This is a genomic window from Campylobacter sp. CNRCH_2015_0338h (assembly GCF_025772785.1).
Taxonomy (GTDB): Bacteria; Campylobacterota; Campylobacteria; order Campylobacterales; family Campylobacteraceae; genus Campylobacter_D.
The window spans coordinates 12,606-30,826 of the sequence record NZ_JAKMST010000007.1; the positions used below are offsets into that span (position 1 = coordinate 12,606).

Annotated in this window: 15 protein-coding genes; 1 reads left to right on the forward strand and 14 read right to left on the reverse strand. The window is 30.6% G+C overall.

Annotated elements, in window-relative coordinates:
- The first annotated feature begins 38 nt into the window (after positions 1 to 38).
- Positions 39 to 1,214, forward strand: a complete 1,176-nt coding sequence (gene trpB / locus L8X30_RS05960) for a tryptophan synthase subunit beta (protein ID WP_263679467.1) — start codon at positions 39 to 41, stop codon at positions 1,212 to 1,214.
- An 18-nt stretch (positions 1,215 to 1,232) separates the two neighbouring features.
- On the opposite strand, the gene uvrA is transcribed toward trpB, so the two are convergent.
- From uvrA to lysA, 14 genes are all read right to left on the reverse strand, one after another.
- Entirely contained in the window at positions 1,233 to 4,058 is a 2,826-nt protein-coding gene (uvrA, locus tag L8X30_RS05965) for an excinuclease ABC subunit UvrA (RefSeq protein ID WP_263679468.1), read from the reverse strand.
- Positions 4,059 to 4,079: 21 nt separating this feature from the next.
- Positions 4,080 to 5,156, reverse strand: a complete 1,077-nt coding sequence (gene serC, locus L8X30_RS05970) for a phosphoserine transaminase (protein WP_263679469.1) — start codon at positions 5,154 to 5,156, stop codon at positions 4,080 to 4,082.
- A gap of 12 nt (positions 5,157 to 5,168) precedes the next feature.
- Positions 5,169 to 6,332, reverse strand: a complete 1,164-nt coding sequence (xseA, locus tag L8X30_RS05975; protein ID WP_263679470.1) for an exodeoxyribonuclease VII large subunit — start codon at positions 6,330 to 6,332, stop codon at positions 5,169 to 5,171.
- Positions 6,329 to 7,030 (reverse strand): bifunctional demethylmenaquinone methyltransferase/2-methoxy-6-polyprenyl-1,4-benzoquinol methylase UbiE, encoded by a 702-nt coding sequence (ubiE, locus tag L8X30_RS05980; protein ID WP_263679471.1) that lies wholly within the window; start codon positions 7,028 to 7,030, stop codon positions 6,329 to 6,331. The genes xseA and ubiE overlap by 4 nt, the downstream gene beginning before the upstream one ends.
- 7 nt (positions 7,031 to 7,037) lie before the next feature.
- On the reverse strand, positions 7,038 to 8,222 hold the full coding sequence (locus tag L8X30_RS05985) for a hypothetical protein (protein WP_263679472.1): 1,185 nt from the start codon (positions 8,220 to 8,222) through the stop codon (positions 7,038 to 7,040).
- A gap of 1 nt (position 8,223) precedes the next feature.
- A complete protein-coding gene (gene perR, locus L8X30_RS05990; RefSeq protein WP_263663926.1) occupies positions 8,224 to 8,634 on the reverse strand; it encodes a peroxide-responsive transcriptional repressor PerR in 411 nt (136 codons plus the stop codon).
- 83 nt (positions 8,635 to 8,717) lie between these two features.
- Positions 8,718 to 10,547, reverse strand: a complete 1,830-nt coding sequence (gene dxs / locus L8X30_RS05995) for a 1-deoxy-D-xylulose-5-phosphate synthase (RefSeq protein WP_263679473.1) — start codon at positions 10,545 to 10,547, stop codon at positions 8,718 to 8,720.
- Positions 10,544 to 11,362 (reverse strand): flagellar assembly protein FliH, encoded by an 819-nt coding sequence (gene fliH, locus L8X30_RS06000; protein WP_263679474.1) that lies wholly within the window; start codon positions 11,360 to 11,362, stop codon positions 10,544 to 10,546. Before fliH ends, dxs begins: the two co-directional genes overlap by 4 nt.
- A gap of 4 nt (positions 11,363 to 11,366) precedes the next feature.
- Positions 11,367 to 12,395: a flagellar motor switch protein FliG gene (gene fliG, locus L8X30_RS06005; protein WP_012662055.1), complete on the reverse strand. Its 1,029-nt coding sequence runs from the start codon at positions 12,393 to 12,395 to the stop codon at positions 11,367 to 11,369.
- Positions 12,395 to 14,080 (reverse strand): flagellar basal-body MS-ring/collar protein FliF, encoded by a 1,686-nt coding sequence (gene fliF / locus L8X30_RS06010; protein WP_257396547.1) that lies wholly within the window; start codon positions 14,078 to 14,080, stop codon positions 12,395 to 12,397. The genes fliG and fliF overlap by 1 nt, the downstream gene beginning before the upstream one ends.
- Before the next feature lie 14 nt (positions 14,081 to 14,094).
- Complete coding sequence (hisC, locus tag L8X30_RS06015; protein ID WP_263679475.1) at positions 14,095 to 15,186, reverse strand: histidinol-phosphate transaminase; 1,092 nt, start codon at positions 15,184 to 15,186, stop codon at positions 14,095 to 14,097.
- Positions 15,176 to 16,249 (reverse strand): prephenate dehydratase, encoded by a 1,074-nt coding sequence (gene pheA / locus L8X30_RS06020; protein ID WP_070255253.1) that lies wholly within the window; start codon positions 16,247 to 16,249, stop codon positions 15,176 to 15,178. Before pheA ends, hisC begins: the two co-directional genes overlap by 11 nt.
- The gene (locus L8X30_RS06025; protein ID WP_263679476.1) at positions 16,246 to 17,007 is read right to left on the reverse strand and encodes an HAD-IIA family hydrolase; all 762 of its coding nucleotides are present in this window, start codon (positions 17,005 to 17,007) and stop codon (positions 16,246 to 16,248) included. The genes pheA and L8X30_RS06025 overlap by 4 nt, the downstream gene beginning before the upstream one ends.
- A 1-nt stretch (position 17,008) precedes the next feature.
- Positions 17,009 to 18,214, reverse strand: coding sequence for a diaminopimelate decarboxylase (gene lysA / locus L8X30_RS06030; RefSeq protein ID WP_263679477.1), 1,206 nt, complete (start codon positions 18,212 to 18,214; stop codon positions 17,009 to 17,011).
- Positions 18,215 to 18,221 lie beyond the last annotated feature (7 nt).

An 18,221-nucleotide genomic window follows, 5' to 3' on the forward strand; every position in this document is an offset into this window, starting at 1 on the left:
TTTTGATTTTATATTATTAATCATTTTAAGGAAATACTATGAAAAAATATTATGGAAAATTTGGTGGGCAATTTGTACCAAATGAAGTAAAAATAGCATTAGATGAAGTAGAAAAAGCTTTTTTAAAACTCAAAAAAGATAAAGATTTTAACACAGAATTAAAAGAACTCTTAGTTAATTATGTAGGAAGACCTACACCTTTATACCATGCTAAAAATTTAAGCAAGCTTTATAATCATGAAATTTATTTAAAAAGAGAAGACTTAACTCACACAGGAGCTCATAAGATCAACAATGCCATAGCTCAAGCCTTAATGGCAAAGAAAATGAATAAGAAAAAAATTATTGCAGAAACCGGAGCAGGACAACACGGGCTTGCAACCGCTACTGCAGCAGCACTTTTAGGACTTGAATGTGAGATATTTATGGGAGCTATTGATGTAAAAAGACAAGCCTTAAATGTCTATAAAATGGAGCTTTTAGGAGCAAAAGTTCACGCAGTAGAAAGTGGAAGTAAAACTTTAAGTGATGCGGTAGATGAGGCTTTAAATTTTTGGGTTAAAAATACTAAAGAAGTATTTTATGTAGTAGGAAGTGCAGTGGGGCCTTATCCTTATCCGCAAATTGTTACGCATTTTCAAAGTATTATAGGTAAAGAATGCAAAATGCAACTTAGAAAATTAAATAAAAAAGTAGATTACATCATAGCAGCAGCTGGAGGTGGTAGCAATGCTGCTGGAATTTTTCATGCATTTTTAAAAGATGAAAAAGTTAAGCTCATAGGTGTTGAAGCAGCAGGTTTAGGAAAAGATACACCTTATCATGCAGCTACACTTACTAAAGGTAAAGAGGGTATTATCCATGGTATGAAAACTAAGGTTTTACAAGATGATAAAGGCAATATTGCTCATACTTTTAGCATCTCTGCTGGGCTTGATTACCCTGGCATAGGTCCTTTGCACGCATATTTACAAGAAAGTAAAAGAGCAAGTTATCATGCTATTAGTGATGATGAGTGCATTAATGCTTTAAAATTATTATGCAAAGAAGAAGGTATTATACCTGCTATTGAAAGCTCACATGCATTAGCTTATCTAGAAAAACTTTGCCCTACTTTAAAGAAAAAAAGTGTGATAGTTGTAAATCTTTCAGGAAGAGGCGATAAAGATATGCAAAGTATTTATGGGTATAAAAAAGGTGAAATTTATGGTTGAAGGATAACTTCAGCCAATTTATTTTTTTGTGCTTTTTAGCTCTAAATTTAGATAATACCCCGTATAAGAACCACTTTTTTCATGATTCTTAGCAAGCTCTTCAACGCTACCTTTAGCTATAACCTTACCACCTTTAACTCCACCTTCAGGTCCCATATCGATGATATAATCAGCATTTTTAATCACATCTAAATTATGTTCTATCACAAACACACTATTTCCAAGATCGACTAAATGTTGCAAAACCAAAATAAGCTTATTAACATCTTCAAAATGAAGTCCCGTTGTAGGCTCATCTAAAATATAAAGAGTTTTTCCTGTATCACTTCTGCTTAATTCTTTGGCTAGCTTAATACGCTGAGCCTCCCCACCACTTAAAGTAGTTGCATTTTGTCCCAAGGTAAGATAATCAAGCCCAACTTTTACCAAAGTATCAAGCTTTTGTTTTATCTTTGGCACAGAAGTAAAAAACTCACTTGCTTCAATAATACTCATATTTAAAACATCAGCTATGCTTTTACCTTTATATTTGATCTCTAAAGTTGCATCATTGTATCTTTTGCCATTACAAACATCACAAGTTACCGTCACATCGGGCAAAAAGTGCATTTCTATTTTAATTTCACCATCTCCACTACACTTTTCACATCTTCCACCTTTAACATTAAAAGAAAAACGTCCTGCTTTATAACCTCGTATTTTAGCTTCTTTAGTAGCTGCAAAAAGATTACGAATTTCATCCATAGCGCCTGTATAAGTAGCAGGATTTGAACGCGGGGTACGACCTATAGGACTTTGATCAAGATAAATCACCTTATCAAGTTTTTCTAAACCTTCTATTTTAGCCCCGCTTAGTTTTTTAACTTTTTTAGCACGGTTAAGCTCTTCTTTTGCAAATGGAAGCAAAGTTTGTAAAATTAATGAGCTTTTACCACTTCCTGAAACGCCTGTAATTGCCACAAGGTTACGTAATGGAAAATCTACACTTAAATTTTGAATATTATTAATACTCACATCTTTTAAACTAATAAAATCTTTTTGTTCTCTATTTTTTTGATGAGCAATTTGCTTTTTGCCACTCATATAAAGGGCGGTTTGGCTTTTGCTTTTTAACAATTCTTTATAAGTTCCACTAAATACAACCTCACCACCAAATTTACCAGCATTTGGACCAATATCTACGATAAAATCTGCTTCTTCTATAGTCATTTTATCATGCTCAACTACGATTAAAGTATTACCCTTTTGCTGAAGATTTCTTAAAGTTTTAATGAGTTTTGCTGTATCTCGTTCATGTAAACCAATACTAGGCTCGTCTAAAACATACATCACTCCACTTAAACCACTACCAATTTGAGATGCTATACGAATTCTTTGAGCCTCACCCCCGCTAATGGTTCTTGCATCACGCCCTAAAGATAAATACCCAAGTCCTACATCATAAAGAAAAAACAATCTTTCATTAATTTCTTTAAAAATAGGTTTAGCTATCAATCTTTCTTGCTCACTTAAATACGCAAAATTAGCTTCTTTTGAAAAAAATGCAGTGGTATTTTCTATACTCATATCTAAAATTTCACCCAAATTTTTCTCAGCTACTTTTACAGCTAAACTCTCAGCTCTTAAACGATGACCATTGCAATCTTTGCAAGTTTTTTCGCTCATATACTCGCTTAAATCTTTTTCATCTTTTAGCATTTCATAGGCATATTTAACCGCACCTTCAAATTTGCGATTTAAGCGATGTCTTTTCCATAAAAAGTTAATTTCCTTAACATTACCATAAAGCACTAGGCGCTTTTCTTCTTCACTTAACTCATTATATGGAATTTTTACCCTTATAGCATTTTGCTCGCAAAAGGCCATTAAAAACTTATAGTAATAACTTTTATTAAACCCATATAATAGCTTTATAGCTCCTGCTTCTAAGCTTAATTCTTCATTGATAAGCTTTTTCATATCTAGCGTATATCTTATACCAAGACCATCGCAACTTGGACAAGTGCCTTTTGGAGAATTAAAAGAAAAACTCAAAGGTTCAAGCAAAGGAAAAGAAATTTTACAATCAAAACAAGCATTATGCTCACTATAATGAAAATGCCTAGGTATATTTAATTCTTCATTATTTAAAACTTCAATTTCCACTTCACCAAAGCTCTCACTAAGACCTTTTTCTATATCGCTTGCAAGTCTTGCTAGCATATCATCTTGCACTTGGAGTCTATCTATTACAAGTTTTATTGTATGTTTTTTGGTTTTAGCAAGCTCAATATCCTCATCAAGACGCGTTAAAACCCCATCAATTTGTGCTCTAACATAGCCTTTTGCGACTAAATTTTCCAAAAGATCTGCAAAAGTTCCTTTTTTTTCTTTAATCAACGGCGCATAAATGATGATTTTAGCTCCTTTTGGAAGCTTTAAGATTTCACCTACAATATCTGCTGCACTCATAGATGAGATTTTTTGGCCACATTGATGACAATGTTGTGAGCCAATCCTTGCATATAAAAGTCTTAAATAATCATAAATTTCAGTAATAGTTCCAACGGTTGATCGAGGATTTTTAGAAGTTGTTTTTTGATCAATAGCAATAGCAGGAGTTAAACCTTCTATTTTATCAACATTTGGTTTACCCACTTTATCTAAAAACTGCCTTGCATAAGCACTTAAACTTTCAATATAGCGACGTTGTCCTTCTGCATAAAGCGTGCCAAAAGCTAAAGTTGATTTACCGCTTCCACTAAGTCCTGTAAAAACTATGAGTTTATTTTTAGGAATTTCTAGGTTGATATTTTTAAGATTATTCTCTTTAGCACCTATGATACTTATTTTGTCATTATTCATAAAAATCCTCTTTTTACCTAATCAAGCATGTTTTTTAGCAAAATTTTTCATAAATTCACTTAATTTTTGAACCTTTTCAATGTTGATAGAATTATAAATACTAGCGCGAATTCCACCTAAAATTTTATGCCCTTTAAGACCTATCATACCATTTTCTTCAGCTTCTTTTACAAAAACTGGCTCTAAGTTTTTATCACAAGCTATGTTAAAACTAACATTCATTAGCGATCTATCTTCTTTTTTGGCATGACCTTTATAAAAACCATTACTCTCATCAATCACATCGTATAAAATTTTAGCCTTTTGTATGTTTTGCTCATTGATTTTATCTAAGCCGCCTTGATTTAAAAGCCATTTCATTTCAAGATTAAACATATATATAGCAAAGGTTGCAGGTGTATTAAATAAAGAACTATTTTCAGCATAAACACTGTATTTTAGCATACTAGGTATATTTTTGTTTTTACTACGCTCTATCATATCTTTGCGGATAAATGCACAAGCAAGTCCTGAAATTCCTGCATTTTTTTGCACTCCACCAAAAAGCATAGCAACATTAGAAAAATCTATCTTTTTAGAGAAAAAATCACTAGAAGCATCAATTATCAAAGGGCTTTTAGTTTTTGGATAGTTTTTATATTGGGTTCCATAAATGGTATTATTAGAGCATATATAAGCATAATCTGCATTATCACTAAATTCAAATTGTGGGATATGATCAAACTCACTTTCTTGGCTACTTGCTACTATTTTTGTATTTACTCCTAAAATTTCAGCCTCTTTAATAGCCTTTTTAGTCCAAACTCCCGTATTAGCAAATTCACAAACTCCACCCATATATAAATTCATAGGTATCATAGCAAATTGCAAACTAGCTCCACCTTGCATTAAAAGCACTTCATAATCATCATTTACACCATAAAGCTCTTTTGCTATTTTAATAGCTTCAAAATGCACTTCTTCAAAAACCTTTCCACGATGAGAAACTTCCATAATAGAAAAGCCTTTACCATGATAATCAAACAAATGCTCCTGTGCCTCTTTTAAAACCTCATCAGGCAGATTTGAAGGACCTGCGCTAAAATTCATTACTCTCATTTTGTCTCCTTTTTATAGTATTTGAGCTTCTTTACTCTCATTTATTGAGCAAAGTTTTATAATATCTCCTTTTTTTAGTTTTTCAAGAGAGATATTTTTGCCATCTTTTTGTAAATTTATCAAATTTTTACTTTTATCAAAGAAATTTTTATGCTGAGTTAAAAGCTCTTCAAAATTATTAAGTTTGTTTTCATAGTTTAATAATTTTAAATTTAAAACGCTCTTTAGTTGACTTTGTAAAAAATCAAGCTTTTGTTTTCTAAGAAAAAAAGCATTTTCTAAAGATTTCGCTTTGGCTAAATTTTGTAAATGATCGATTTTATTTTGATAAAACTTAAGATGGTTTAGCATTTGATTTTTAAAACGTATAGCAAGCTCATCAAGTCCTTGTTCTAAGCTGAGTTTATTTGGAAAAATCATATCAATAGCCGCACTTGGAGTTGGTGCTCTTAAATCTGCTACAAAATCACTAATAACATAATCAATCTCATGTCCAATAGCAGAAACAATAGGCGTTTTTAAAGAAAAAATACATCTTGCAAGTTCTTCATCATTAAAACAAAACAAATCTTCTCTACTTCCGCCACCTCTTGCTAAAATAATCGCATCTAAATTAAACTCATCAGCTTTTTTTAAAGCATTTATCAAAGAATTTGGAGCGCTTTGTCCTTGAGTGAGTGCATTAAAAATAGTTATTTTACAAAGATTGTATTCCTTTTGTGAAATTAACTTTAGCATATCTTGCAAGGCAGCTGAAGTAAAAGAAGTGATTATACCTATTTTTTTAGGAAATTTAACAATGCTTTTTTTAGCATTTGTATCAAACAAACCTTCTTTTTCAAGCTTTTCTTTTAGGGCTAAAAATTTAGCTTCTAAATTCCCAAGGCTTGTTTTTTGCATACTTTTAGCGATAAATTGATACCTACCACTTGCTTCATATAAACTCACATAACCTCTAAGATCAAGCATATCGCCAACCTTAGGTTTAGCTTGAACAAATTGATTAAAGCCTTTAAACATCACGCAAGCTATGCTTGATTTTTCATCTTTTAAATCAAAATACCAATGTCCTGAACTATGAATGGTAATTTTAGAAATTTCTCCACTAAGCTCTATATCATCAAGATGAAATTCTAATAAACTTTTAGCTTTTAGATTAAGTTCTGAAACTTTCATTTTTTTCTTGCAATAAACATAGAGCAAACACCAAAGCTAAAGCTTTTATACTCTAACATTTCAAAGTGCACACTCAATTCTTTAATAAATTCTTCTTTGCTTAAAAAATCTTCTATAGAATTTGGTAAATACTCATAAGCACTATAATTTTTACTAATAAATCCACCCACTTTTGGTAAAATATTTTTTAAGTAAAAATCTCTACAAGCAGCTATAAAACCACCCTGCTCTCTTTTGGTAAATTCAAGCACAAGTAAAATCCCATCCTTTTTTAACACTCTTGCAAATTCTTTTATAGCTTCTTTCCTATCTACCACATTGCGTATACCATAACTTATACTTATGATGTCTGCACTTTCATTTTCAAGTGGAAGTTCTTGTGCTTTTGCTTGTACAAAAGTCGCATCAGGAATTTTTTTCCTAGCCACTTCAAGCATGCCCGCACTTGGATCAACCCCTTTTATACTAATGATATTTTTATTTGCTCTTAAGGCTTGATTTTGCCATTCTATAATCATATCGCCCGTACCACAAGCTACATCGATAATATCAAGTTCATTATTAGAAAATTTAAAAACATCCAAACAAGCTTTTTTTCTCCAACTCACATCACTTCCAAAACTTAAAATTCTATTAGCCTTATCATAAGTTGGTGCTATATCATCAAACATTTTAACTATTTTTTCTTGTTTTTGCATGTTTTTCCTAACTATATATTTTTAATTTTTTGATGCTTTTTTCAATTTGTTTTATTATATTTTCATCATAAGAATTTTGATCTAAATGCTTATACTTAAAATAATTTTTCAACTTTTTAATGCTTTTTTCTTTAAACATAGTTGCAAAATAGCATAATAAAAATTTTATTTTTTCTAATTCTTCTTCAAGATTTGTTTGAGATTTTACAATTTTTTTCTTTAAAAAAACTAATTCTTTTCTTAGTTTAAAAGCTATTAAAGACTTTAAAATTTGATTTTTTCCTTGATAAAATTCATAATCATTTTTTAAAATAAAATCCATATCAAGAAAAATATCATTAATTTTTTCATCGCTTAAAATAAAAATATATTTTTCTAGTTCAAACTCATGGTATTTTTTCATATTAATTTGATTTATCAAAAATGAAAATTGTTGTTTTAGCTTATTTTGAATATTTTTTTCAAAAAGAGTATCAAAAACATCAAGACAAAAACAAATTTGCTTAAGGCTTATAAAACATTGTTCCAAGTTTTTTTCACTTGAATTTTTTAAAAAATTTAATCTGTCATTTTTTAAGTTTTTTAAAAGAACGAAAAGTAAAATTTTACCAGCTGAAAAACTTTGAATTTGATTTGGAAAATGCAAGTTAATATCTTTTTGTTTATCTAAAATTTTAATACATCTAGCACTATCAAAAACTTTAGAAAGATCCCCGTATAATGCTAAATTTTTACTATAAAAATTCTCATCATCTGTAATTTCTTTATAATTTTTAAAAAAATGAGGTAAATCAAACCGCTTTGCTTCTTCAACGGTGGAAAAAATCACTTTTAAAATGACCAAATTTTTTAAATTGTTTTTAAATTTATAAAGGAAAAATTGGGTATTATCAAGCTCAAAACTAATTCTTGTTTTTTTTATTATATTGGTTATAGCATTTTTACTTTTTTGATGTTTAAATTCTTTTTTAGATATTTTATGAGTTTTTTTATCTAAAATATCATGTAATTTATAAAATGTAAATTGATAATAATCTTGATTGATTTTTTTATATTTGATATCACAAAAAGGATTTATACGTGTAAAAAATACACGTATTTTATCCTTAGAATAAGCAAGTTTTTCTTCTTTTAAAATTTTGATAAAATCATCGTTTTCAATTAAAAAGCGTCTTTGTACTTCACAAATCATTTTACTTGCAAAATTTACAACCATTCACATAAGCAAACACGCCAAGATAATCAATAATATTACCAATCTTTTTCTCAAGATCTTCTTGGTATTTATTAATCCCACTATCTTCATAGCGCACATCTTCTATGTGATTGCATTTACTACAAATTACATGAATATGTGGATATTCATAAATGTCATAACAAGTTTTTTGATTTGGAGTATTAATTTCTACTACCAAACCTTGTTCTTTTAAGGTATTTAAATTTTTATATACCGTAGCTAATGAGATAGAAGGATATTCTTCTTTAATACTTTCATACAAAGATTCTATATTAGGATGCTCGTGGCGTTTTAAAATTTTTAAAATACAAAGTCTTTGTGGAGTAGCTTTTAAATCACAGTTTTTAAGCATTTGAATAAGTTCCATAGTCTATTCTCCAAATATTTTTACTTATAGTATAACTCTTTTTTTATAAAAAAATGATTATATTAAAAGATATTTTTTATCTTTTAATAAATTTTAATTTTTTGACACAATGAATCAATATCAAGTTCTAAAAATTTTTCCACTTCACTTGTTTTGCCATGGGCTATAAATTGATCTTCAAATTCAAAACTTACTAGTTTTATATGATAAAGATTTTCTTTTTGTAAAAAATTTGCAATCAAACTTCCCACTCCACCTATTTTAGCACTATCTGAAAAAACAAACCAAGTTTTTGTATCTTTTGCCAACTCTTTTAAAAGCTCTTCATCTAAAGGCTTTGCAAAAATCAAATCTATTAAGCTCGCATAATCTAGTCCAAGTTTATCTAAAGCTAATTTTGCCTTAGCCACACCTTGACCAAAACCTAAAAATACTTTATCGCTTTGTACTTTAGATAAAATTTGAGCTTTAGCAAGTTTTATCTCACATGGATTAAAATCATCATTTAATAAAAAATTACCCCTAGGATAGCGAAAAGCAAAAACGCCTTGATGAAAATATGCATATTCCATAATATTTTCCATCATAGCCTCATCTCTTGGAGCTGCTAGAGTAATATTTGGTATAGCACTTAAAAAGCTAACATCAAAAACACCTTGATGAGTTTCTCCATCTTCTCCTACAATTCCTGCTCTATCCATAGCTATAACTACATTTAAATTCATAATAGCACAATCATGAATTACTTGATCATAAGCTCTTTGCATAAAAGTGCTATAAATTGCTATAAAAGGTTTAAAACCTTCTTTTGCCATAGCCGCCATAGAAGTAACTGCATGTTGTTCTGCAATTGCGACATCCCAAAAACGTTCAGGATATTTCTCTATTAATTTATCAAGTCCAGTACCACTTGGCATAGCAGCAGTTACACCCACTATATTTTCATATTTTTGAGCTAAATTCAGTAGGGTATTTGAAAAAATTTCTGTGGCGCTTTTTTTACTTATATTTGCCTTTAAACTCTCCCCGCTACTTCTATCAAAAGCACCTACTCCATGCCATTTAGCATTTTTTCCCTCGGCTAATGCATAACCCTTGCCTTTGATAGTTTGCGCATGCACAACGCAAGGTTTTTTCATAGCTTTTGCTTGATTGAGCGCATTAATAACCTCATTTAAATTATGTCCATCAATGGGACCAATATACTCAAGCCCTAATTCTTCAAACAAAAGTCCAGGTGTAATAAGTCTTAAACCCTCTTCAAAACGCTTTGCCATATAAGAAGCGCCTTGAGGAAAGTACTCTAAAAGATTTTCTATGCGTTTTTTAAATTTTTGATAAAACTGCGTTGCCATTGCCTGAGAAAGGTATTTTGAAATAGCTCCAATTGGCCTTGAAATACTCATTTCATTATCATTTAAAATGATCACACAAGGGTATTCTCTATCACCAAGCTCATTTAAAGCTTCATAAGCCATACCTGCACTTAGCGCTCCATCGCCTATTAATACAACAGGCAAACGATCTTCATCTTTTAATCTTATAGCCTTGCAAGCTCCAACTGCTAAAGATATAGAAGTGCTTGAATGTCCTGCTACAAAATAATCTCCCTCATCAGGCTTTGTATAACCACTTAAACCATTAAACTGTCTTAGAGTATGAAAATTATTTATTTTACCACTTAAAAGCTTGTGTGGATAAGATTGGTGTGAAACATCAAAAATAAAAGGATCTTTTTTTACATCAAAAACATAATGCATGGCTATACTAAGCTCAACTACACCTAAATTTGAACTTAAATGTCCACCATTTTTACTCACTGTGTCTATAATAACTTCACGCAAATTGTTAGCTAAATTTTCTAACTCTTTAATTTGCATATTTTTAATATTTAAGTTATTTAAGTCTATCATTCATTAACCATATTTTTGATTTTTTGCAAACGATTATTAAGGTTTGATTCTATATTGCCTGCATCACTTAATATTAAAATACTCCCCTTATTAATTGCATCATCAAGGCTAAATTTGATATTACTTTGCTCTTGTTCTAAATGTGATTTTACATATTCAAAATCATCAGGGCTAAGTTTTAATTCTATTTTAGTAGCATTTTTAAGCTCATTCATAAGCTCTTTTGCTAAATTTAATGCTATAAGTGAGGAATTTTCCTCAAGTTCTTTTGCAATCACTTCTTTTGCGATAATTACAGCTGTATCGGCTAATTCTTTTTCATTTTTAGATAAAAACTCATTTAAATTTTGCACTGTATTTTCAAGTTTTTCTACACTTTTTAAGTATTTTTCTTTTAAAGCTTCTAATTCACTTTCAAATTTTTTTTGAGCTTGCTCATAACCTTCTTTGGTAAATTTTTCTTTTGCATGTTCTAATTCTGTATTTAAGCGATTGTTAAATTCAGCCTCTTGGCTTTCTATTTGCATTTGTAATTTAATAATATTTCCTGACATTTCATCAGTTTTTTTAAGCAAATCTTCTACAAAATCAGGTTGGATTTGTGGTTGTGGGGCTTGTAGGGTAGTTTCTACTGTTTGATTTTCCACTGCTTGCTGAGTAGTATTTTGAGCCAGAGGAGTTTGATTTATAGTTTGAGTTTCTTCTTGTTTTTGTTCTTCATTAGAGGGCATTTCACTCATAACTTTAAAATGATATCCCTCAACTACATGAGCAGAAATGTTTTCAGGTGAAATTACATTAGTTAATTTAGCCATAATCTTACTCTATCATCTCATCGGCCTCACCCACTTGGATAAGACCTTGTTCTGCAAGTTTTTGCACCACTTCTACAACTTTTCTTTGAGCCTCTTCAACATCTTTTACACGTACAGCACCCAAAAAGCCCATTTCTTCTACAAAAGCTTCAGCAGCACGCGTTGACATATTTGCCATAAATTTTTGTTTTAAATCCTCGCTTGCACCCTTTAAACCTATCATCAAATCACGTTTATCAGCAGCTTTTAAAACTTCTCTAATCGCATTAGTACTAAGCTGAGAAATATCATCAAAAGTAAACATTAAATCTTTAATGGTTGTAGCAAGTTTTTCATCACTTTGCTCAATATAAGAAAGTGTTGTTTTGGATGCTTTTTGACCCAAGCGATTAAGCACTTCAGCAACCGCTCTTGGACCACCCACTTCAACTTTATAAGAAGTAAGACTTTCAAGTTTACTTTCAAGTACAGCAGATACTCTTTTGATAATTGAAGGTGAAATATCCCCAAGATTTGCCATTCTTATTACAACCTCAGCCCTTAACTCATCGCTAAAATATTCCAAAGTTTCAGCAGCTTGAGTAGTATCCATATGAGCTAAAATCAAAGCTATGGTTTGAGGGTGTTCTTTAATGATAAAGTCAGCAAGCTGTTGTGGTTTAATTTGTGAAAGATAAGCAAAATTTTGGTTATTTTCCATACTTTTAGTAAGTTTTTCCAAAATTTTATTGGCAATTTCAGGACCAAAAGTTCTAAATAAAATTTCTTTTGCATATTCCAAACCGCCACTTTTTAGATATTGGTTTGATTGTAATAAAGTATAAAATTCTTCTAAAACTGCAGTAGCAACTGGTTTGTCAACATTTTTTGCTAAAGCGATATAGCGAGAAATTTCAGTGATGACATTAATATCCATATGAGAAAATAAAACTGTCGTTACATCTTCTCCAAGTTGGATTAAAAAAATTGCGACCTTTTCGGGCATAGAAAGGTCATCATAGACCATTTTTTGTTCTTCACTAAGCTTTATCATCAGATATCCTTCTCACCAAATTCAGCTTCATTTTCAACAAGTTTTTGTAACAATAATGCTACTTCTTCACCTTTTTCATTAGCCACTGCTCTTAATTTTTCGAGCAAGACATCGTATTGAAGTGCATCTTCATCAAAATTATCCCCAAAGCCAAGTTGTTCTTCAACTTTCTTACGTGCTGCGTTGAATTTTTCAATAGCATCTTCAGCCTCATCAATGATTTGCCCGTCTTTTCCTTCCATCTCTTCTTCAAGCTTGATATCTGCAAGCATTTTTTGTGAAAATGGCACAATAACTTTTTTATAAAAGATGAAAAGTAAAATCGCAGCAAAGACATACTTAACAGGTGGGATAAATGGCTCAACAAATCTTGAATAGAAAGTTTGAACCTTATTTTCAACTTTAGCTGTTCTATGAAATTCCAAATTATTTACTTCAACCGCATCACCTCTAGCAAGATTAAAACCTATAGCGCCTTTAGTGAGATTTTCAATAGCTTGAATTTCTTTATCGCTCAAAGGAATATATTCATTAGTAATATTTCCCTGATCATCAGTAATTACTTTGTATTTTCCATCTACTACAACGGCCGCAGAAATTCTTTTAACGGTTGCAAATTGCTTAGTGGTATTGGTAATTTTTTTAGAAATTTCATTATTAGTTGTAGTTTGGTTTTTAGTATAAACCTCGCGTGCACCTTTATCATCTAAACCTTCTACAGGACCGATATTTGAAACAGCACCTGGCACACCTTGAATTTCTTTATCTTTATAGCCTTCTCTATGTTCTTCTAAAGTTTGCTCACTACGCACGACTGTGTTTGGATCATATACTTCACTTTGTGATTCTTCTTTAGAAAAATCATAATCAATACTAACCTTTGCCACTACTCTATCATAACCACCCGCAAATGGAGCAATAGAAGCAACAATTTTTTGCTCTAATTCATATTCTTGATCTCTTTTATATTTAATTTGAGCAGCGATTAAATCACTCTCAAAAGCACCCTCATCATCTAAAGGAATACCTTTTTGATCCATGATTTTTACATTTTCAGGAGTAAGTTTTGTCACTGAAGAAGCAATTAAGTTTTTAATCCCCATAATTTGCTTTTTATTAAGCTTTAAGCCTTCTTTTATCGTCAAAGCTACTGAAGCAGTTGGTGGGACTTGTTGTTGAGTAAAAAGTGTATCTTTAGCAAAAGCAATATGCACTGTGGCGCTATGAATAGGCTCTAAACTTTCAATCGTTCTAGCAAGTTCACCTTCTAATGCTCTTTGGTATTTTACCTTTTGCTCAGCTTCTGTTGCGCCAAATTCTTGTTTATCAAAAAGCTCAAAACCTACTTTATTATCTTTTGGCAATAACCCTGCAGAAGCAATAGCCAAACGCTGTTTATACACTTGTTCATTAGGTACTAAAATAGTTCCCTCATCACGCAAAATATAAGGAACCCCGCTTTTTTCAAGTTGCGTTACTATCATCGCTGAATCACTAGTATTAGCATTTTCAAACAATACTGAATATCCAGCCTCACTAGCTACTGTAGAACCACTTCTAAAAAGGGTTAAAAATACTAAAAATCCAACTACAACAACAATAGAAGCAGCAATGATAATACGCTGTCTTAAACTTAAATTTTGATAAAGCTGACCTACTTGGTGCAGTATAGTTTTATAATCCATTTATTTCCTACAAACTAAAAATTTTTAGAAAACTCTTCAAAAAATCTTGAATTTTCATACTCTGTACCTATACTTATACGCACAGCATTTAAACCATAACTTTGTAAATTTCTTATTATTATACCGTTTTTAAGCAATTTTTCAGATAAATCTGTGCTATTTTTTTCATCAAAAAAATAAGTAATAAAATTTGTATAGCTTGGAATGTATCGAATTTTATAATTTTTAGCAAAATCTTCATAAAGTTTCATTTGTGAAAAATTATTTTCCAAAGTTTTTTGCACAAACTCATCATCATCTAACGCAGCAACAGCAGCTTTTAAACTCAAATTAGTCACATTAAAAGGTGCTCGTAATTTATAAAATGCATTGATAATTTCCTTGCAAGCTATACCATAACCCACTCTCATACCACCCAAACCATAAAGCTTAGAAAAGGTTCCTAGATATACTGCATTTTGAAATTTATGGATTAATTCTTTAGGGTTGATATGTTTTTTGCTATCTTTAAACGAAGCAAATTCATTATAAGCTCCATCAATAGCTACCAAACAATCCTCATCAATTTTTTCTAAAAACTCAAAAACCGCACTTGCGTCTAAACACTCACCTAAAGGATTATTGGGTAAGCATAAAAAGATTACTTTAATTTCATTTTTATGCTTTTGATATAACTCATACAACTCATTTAAATCATGGGTTAAACTTGGGGTTTTATAAACCTTAACTCCTAGTTGTTTTGCATAAATTTCATACATAGCAAAGCTAACCCCGCATTGCAAATAAGCCTTAGAATGATCAAGTTTTGCATGTACTATATATTCTATGATTTGATCACTCCCACTACCTATGATGAGATTTTCTTTTAAAATATCATATTTTTGCGCTAGAGCTTGTTTTAATTCACTCATAGTATCATCAGGATATAAATGAGCTAAATGTGCATTATTTATAATGGCTTCTTTAGCTTTTTTGCTTGTACCATAAGGATTTTCATTACTCGCTAGTTTAATAACTTCTTTTAAACCATATTCTTTAGCAATTAAATCCATATCCTTGCCACTTTCATAAGTTTTAATAGCTTCTAAAAAAGGATTAAATTTCATTACTTTCTCCTGATAAATACGATCCAAGCCATTTTATATGCTCAGCTTTTTTTAATACTCTTTGGACATTTTCATCATCAATATGTCCTTCAAAATCTATATAAAAACTATGTACAAATTCTCTTGTTTTTATAGGGCGTGATTCAAGTTTTGTTAAATTTATCCCCTCTTTTTTAAACTCATATAATAAATCACTAAGCCCACCTGGTTTATGTGCAGCAAGTGCTAAAATAGAAGTTTTACAATGAGGCATTTGAGGTATTTTTATATCACTTAAAATCAAAAACCTAGTGCGATTTGCCAAATTATCCTCAATCGTTTCAAATAATATAGGCACATTATAAAGTTTTGCTGCAATCTTAGAGCAAATCGCAGCTGAAGTAACATCTTGCGAAGCTAAATAAGCTGCATGAGCTGTGGATTTGCTTGCTACAAATTCCACTTCGCTTAAATCATGACTTTCTAAAAAATTTCTACATTGATTATAACCTTGTGGATGAGAATATATGCGTTTAATATCTTTTAAATTTTCACTCATACTTACAAAAGAATGATGAATGTCCATATAAATTTCAGCAAAAATTTTTACATCTTCATATTTTCCAAGACAATCAAGCGTCACACCCACTGCACCTGCTGTATTATTTTCTATAGGCACTACTCCATATTTTGCCTCTTTGTGAGCTAATTCTTTAAAAACATCTTCTATATTTGCAAGTGGAGTGTAACGACTCATAGCACCAAAACGCGTTCTTGCTACTTGATGCGTATAGCTTCCCTCAGGGCCTAAATAAGCTATGCTTTGGGGCATTTCTAAATTTCTTGATACAGCAAAAATTTCTTGATAAATTGCTTCGATTGCATTTTGATCTAATAAACCATGATTATAATTTTTAAGTCTATTTATAATAGCTCTTTCACGCTCAGGTCTATAAATACTTCCACCTAAATTTTGCTTAATAACTCCTATATCTTTAACATGAAGCATTCTTTCATTAAGCAAAGCCAAAATTTTATCATCAATGGTATCGATTTTATTGCGTAATTTTTCTATCTCTTTCATTTAAACCTCGATATGTAGTAATCCTTAATACTATCATATACAAAATTAAGTTTAGTTGTATCAAGACCTTGAGTGTTAGAAATTTTACCGCTTAAAACTAAGGCTGTTTGCATGCCAAGCTCATAAGCACCAAGCAAATCGCCTTTAAAATCATCACTAATGATTAAAGTCTTTTCAAAACTTACATTACAATCTTGTTGTTTTAATAAATTTAAAGCACTTTCATAAAAAGCCTTACTAGGTTTTCCTATCACTTTATAATCAAACTCGCATGCATTTTTAAGCATAGACATAATACTTCCAACACCTGGATAAAGCCTTGAGTTTTTCTTATAAATACTACTTTCATGCATTGCTATAGCTTGCACACCATTTTTAAGATACTCTATCATACTAGCAAAATCTTGAAATTTAAAATCATCATAACTTGCTAGTAAAAATGCTTTTGGGTTTTTATAATCAAGCTCATAGCCTAACTCTTGAAGTGAATCTAAAAATTCTTTTGCTCCAAAAGCTGCTATTTTACAAGGCTTTAAATGATCTTTTAAAACACAAAAAGGATCAATATAAACTTTTTCATTAATTTCAAAACCCAAATTTTGCAAATAATTTAAAAAATCTAATTTTTTGGTATTATTAGTAATAATCACATAAGGAATTTTTTCTTTATTTAAAGATTTAATGAGTTCTAAAGCACCATCTATAGGACTTTTATCACAATCTGAAATCAAAGTCCCTTGTACATCTAAAAATAACATTTCAATCCTTTAAAAAATCAAGCTCTAAAGCAATTTGATCCTCATAACTTTCTCTTTTTCTAATCATTCTTACCGTGCCATTTTCACAAGCTAGCTCACATACTCTATTACGAGTATTATAATTACTACTCATGCTAAAACCATACGCACCTGCACTTTTAACTATGATCAAATCTCCTGCTTTTGTTTTAGCTAATTTTCTATCTTTAGCTAAAAAATCTCCACTCTCACAAACCCCACCAACAATATCACAAAGGCTTTCTTCTTTATTTTCGCTCAAAAGCTTAATTTCATGATAAGCACTATATAAACTTGGACGCAATAAATCATTCATCGCCCCATCAACAATCACAAAACGCTTTTTATCATTAAATTTTTCATATAATACTTTAGTAACAAACTCACCTGCATTTGCCACTAGAAATCTACCAGGTTCCATACCTATACACACATCAAGACCTTGTAAACTTGCTAAAATTCCTTGAGCATAATCATATAAATTTGGTTCTTGTTCATCTTTATAACAAACTCCTAAACCCCCGCCTATATCAAAGAATTTAATATTAATTTTTAAAGCCAAAAGTTCTTTTACTAATTTTGCAACAATCGCAGAAGCTTCATGAATACTGCTTATATCAAGAATTTGCGAGCCTATGTGAAAATGCACTCCAACTGGCTCTAAAAATTGTGAGTTTTTAGCATAAAGATACATTTTTTTAGCACTTTCTATATCTACGCCAAATTTATTTTCATGCAAACCTGTAGAAATGTAAGGATGTGTTTTAGCATCTACATTTGGATTTACTCTTATGCTTATACGGGCTGTCTTTTGATTTTCTTTAGCAATTTGTTCTAAAAGAAGCATTTCTTCATAGCTTTCTAAATTTACATAAAGTATGTTTTGCTCTAAAGCATATTTTAACTCATCAGCACTTTTACCTACCCCACTAAAAATAATTTTATAATTTTTAGCCCCTGCTTTTAAAGCTCTATAAATCTCACCCGCGCTAACACAATCAAACCCGCTATCTAAAGAAGCTAAAAGTTTTAAAACACTTAAATTAGAATTTGCTTTAACTGCATAAAAAATTTGTGATTTTCTTGCTTTAAATGCATCTTTTAACATTGTAAAACGCTCTTTGATTTTATCAAAATCATAAATATAAAATGGTGTGTTATATTCTTTTGCTAGTTTTAAATAATCCATAAAAAAC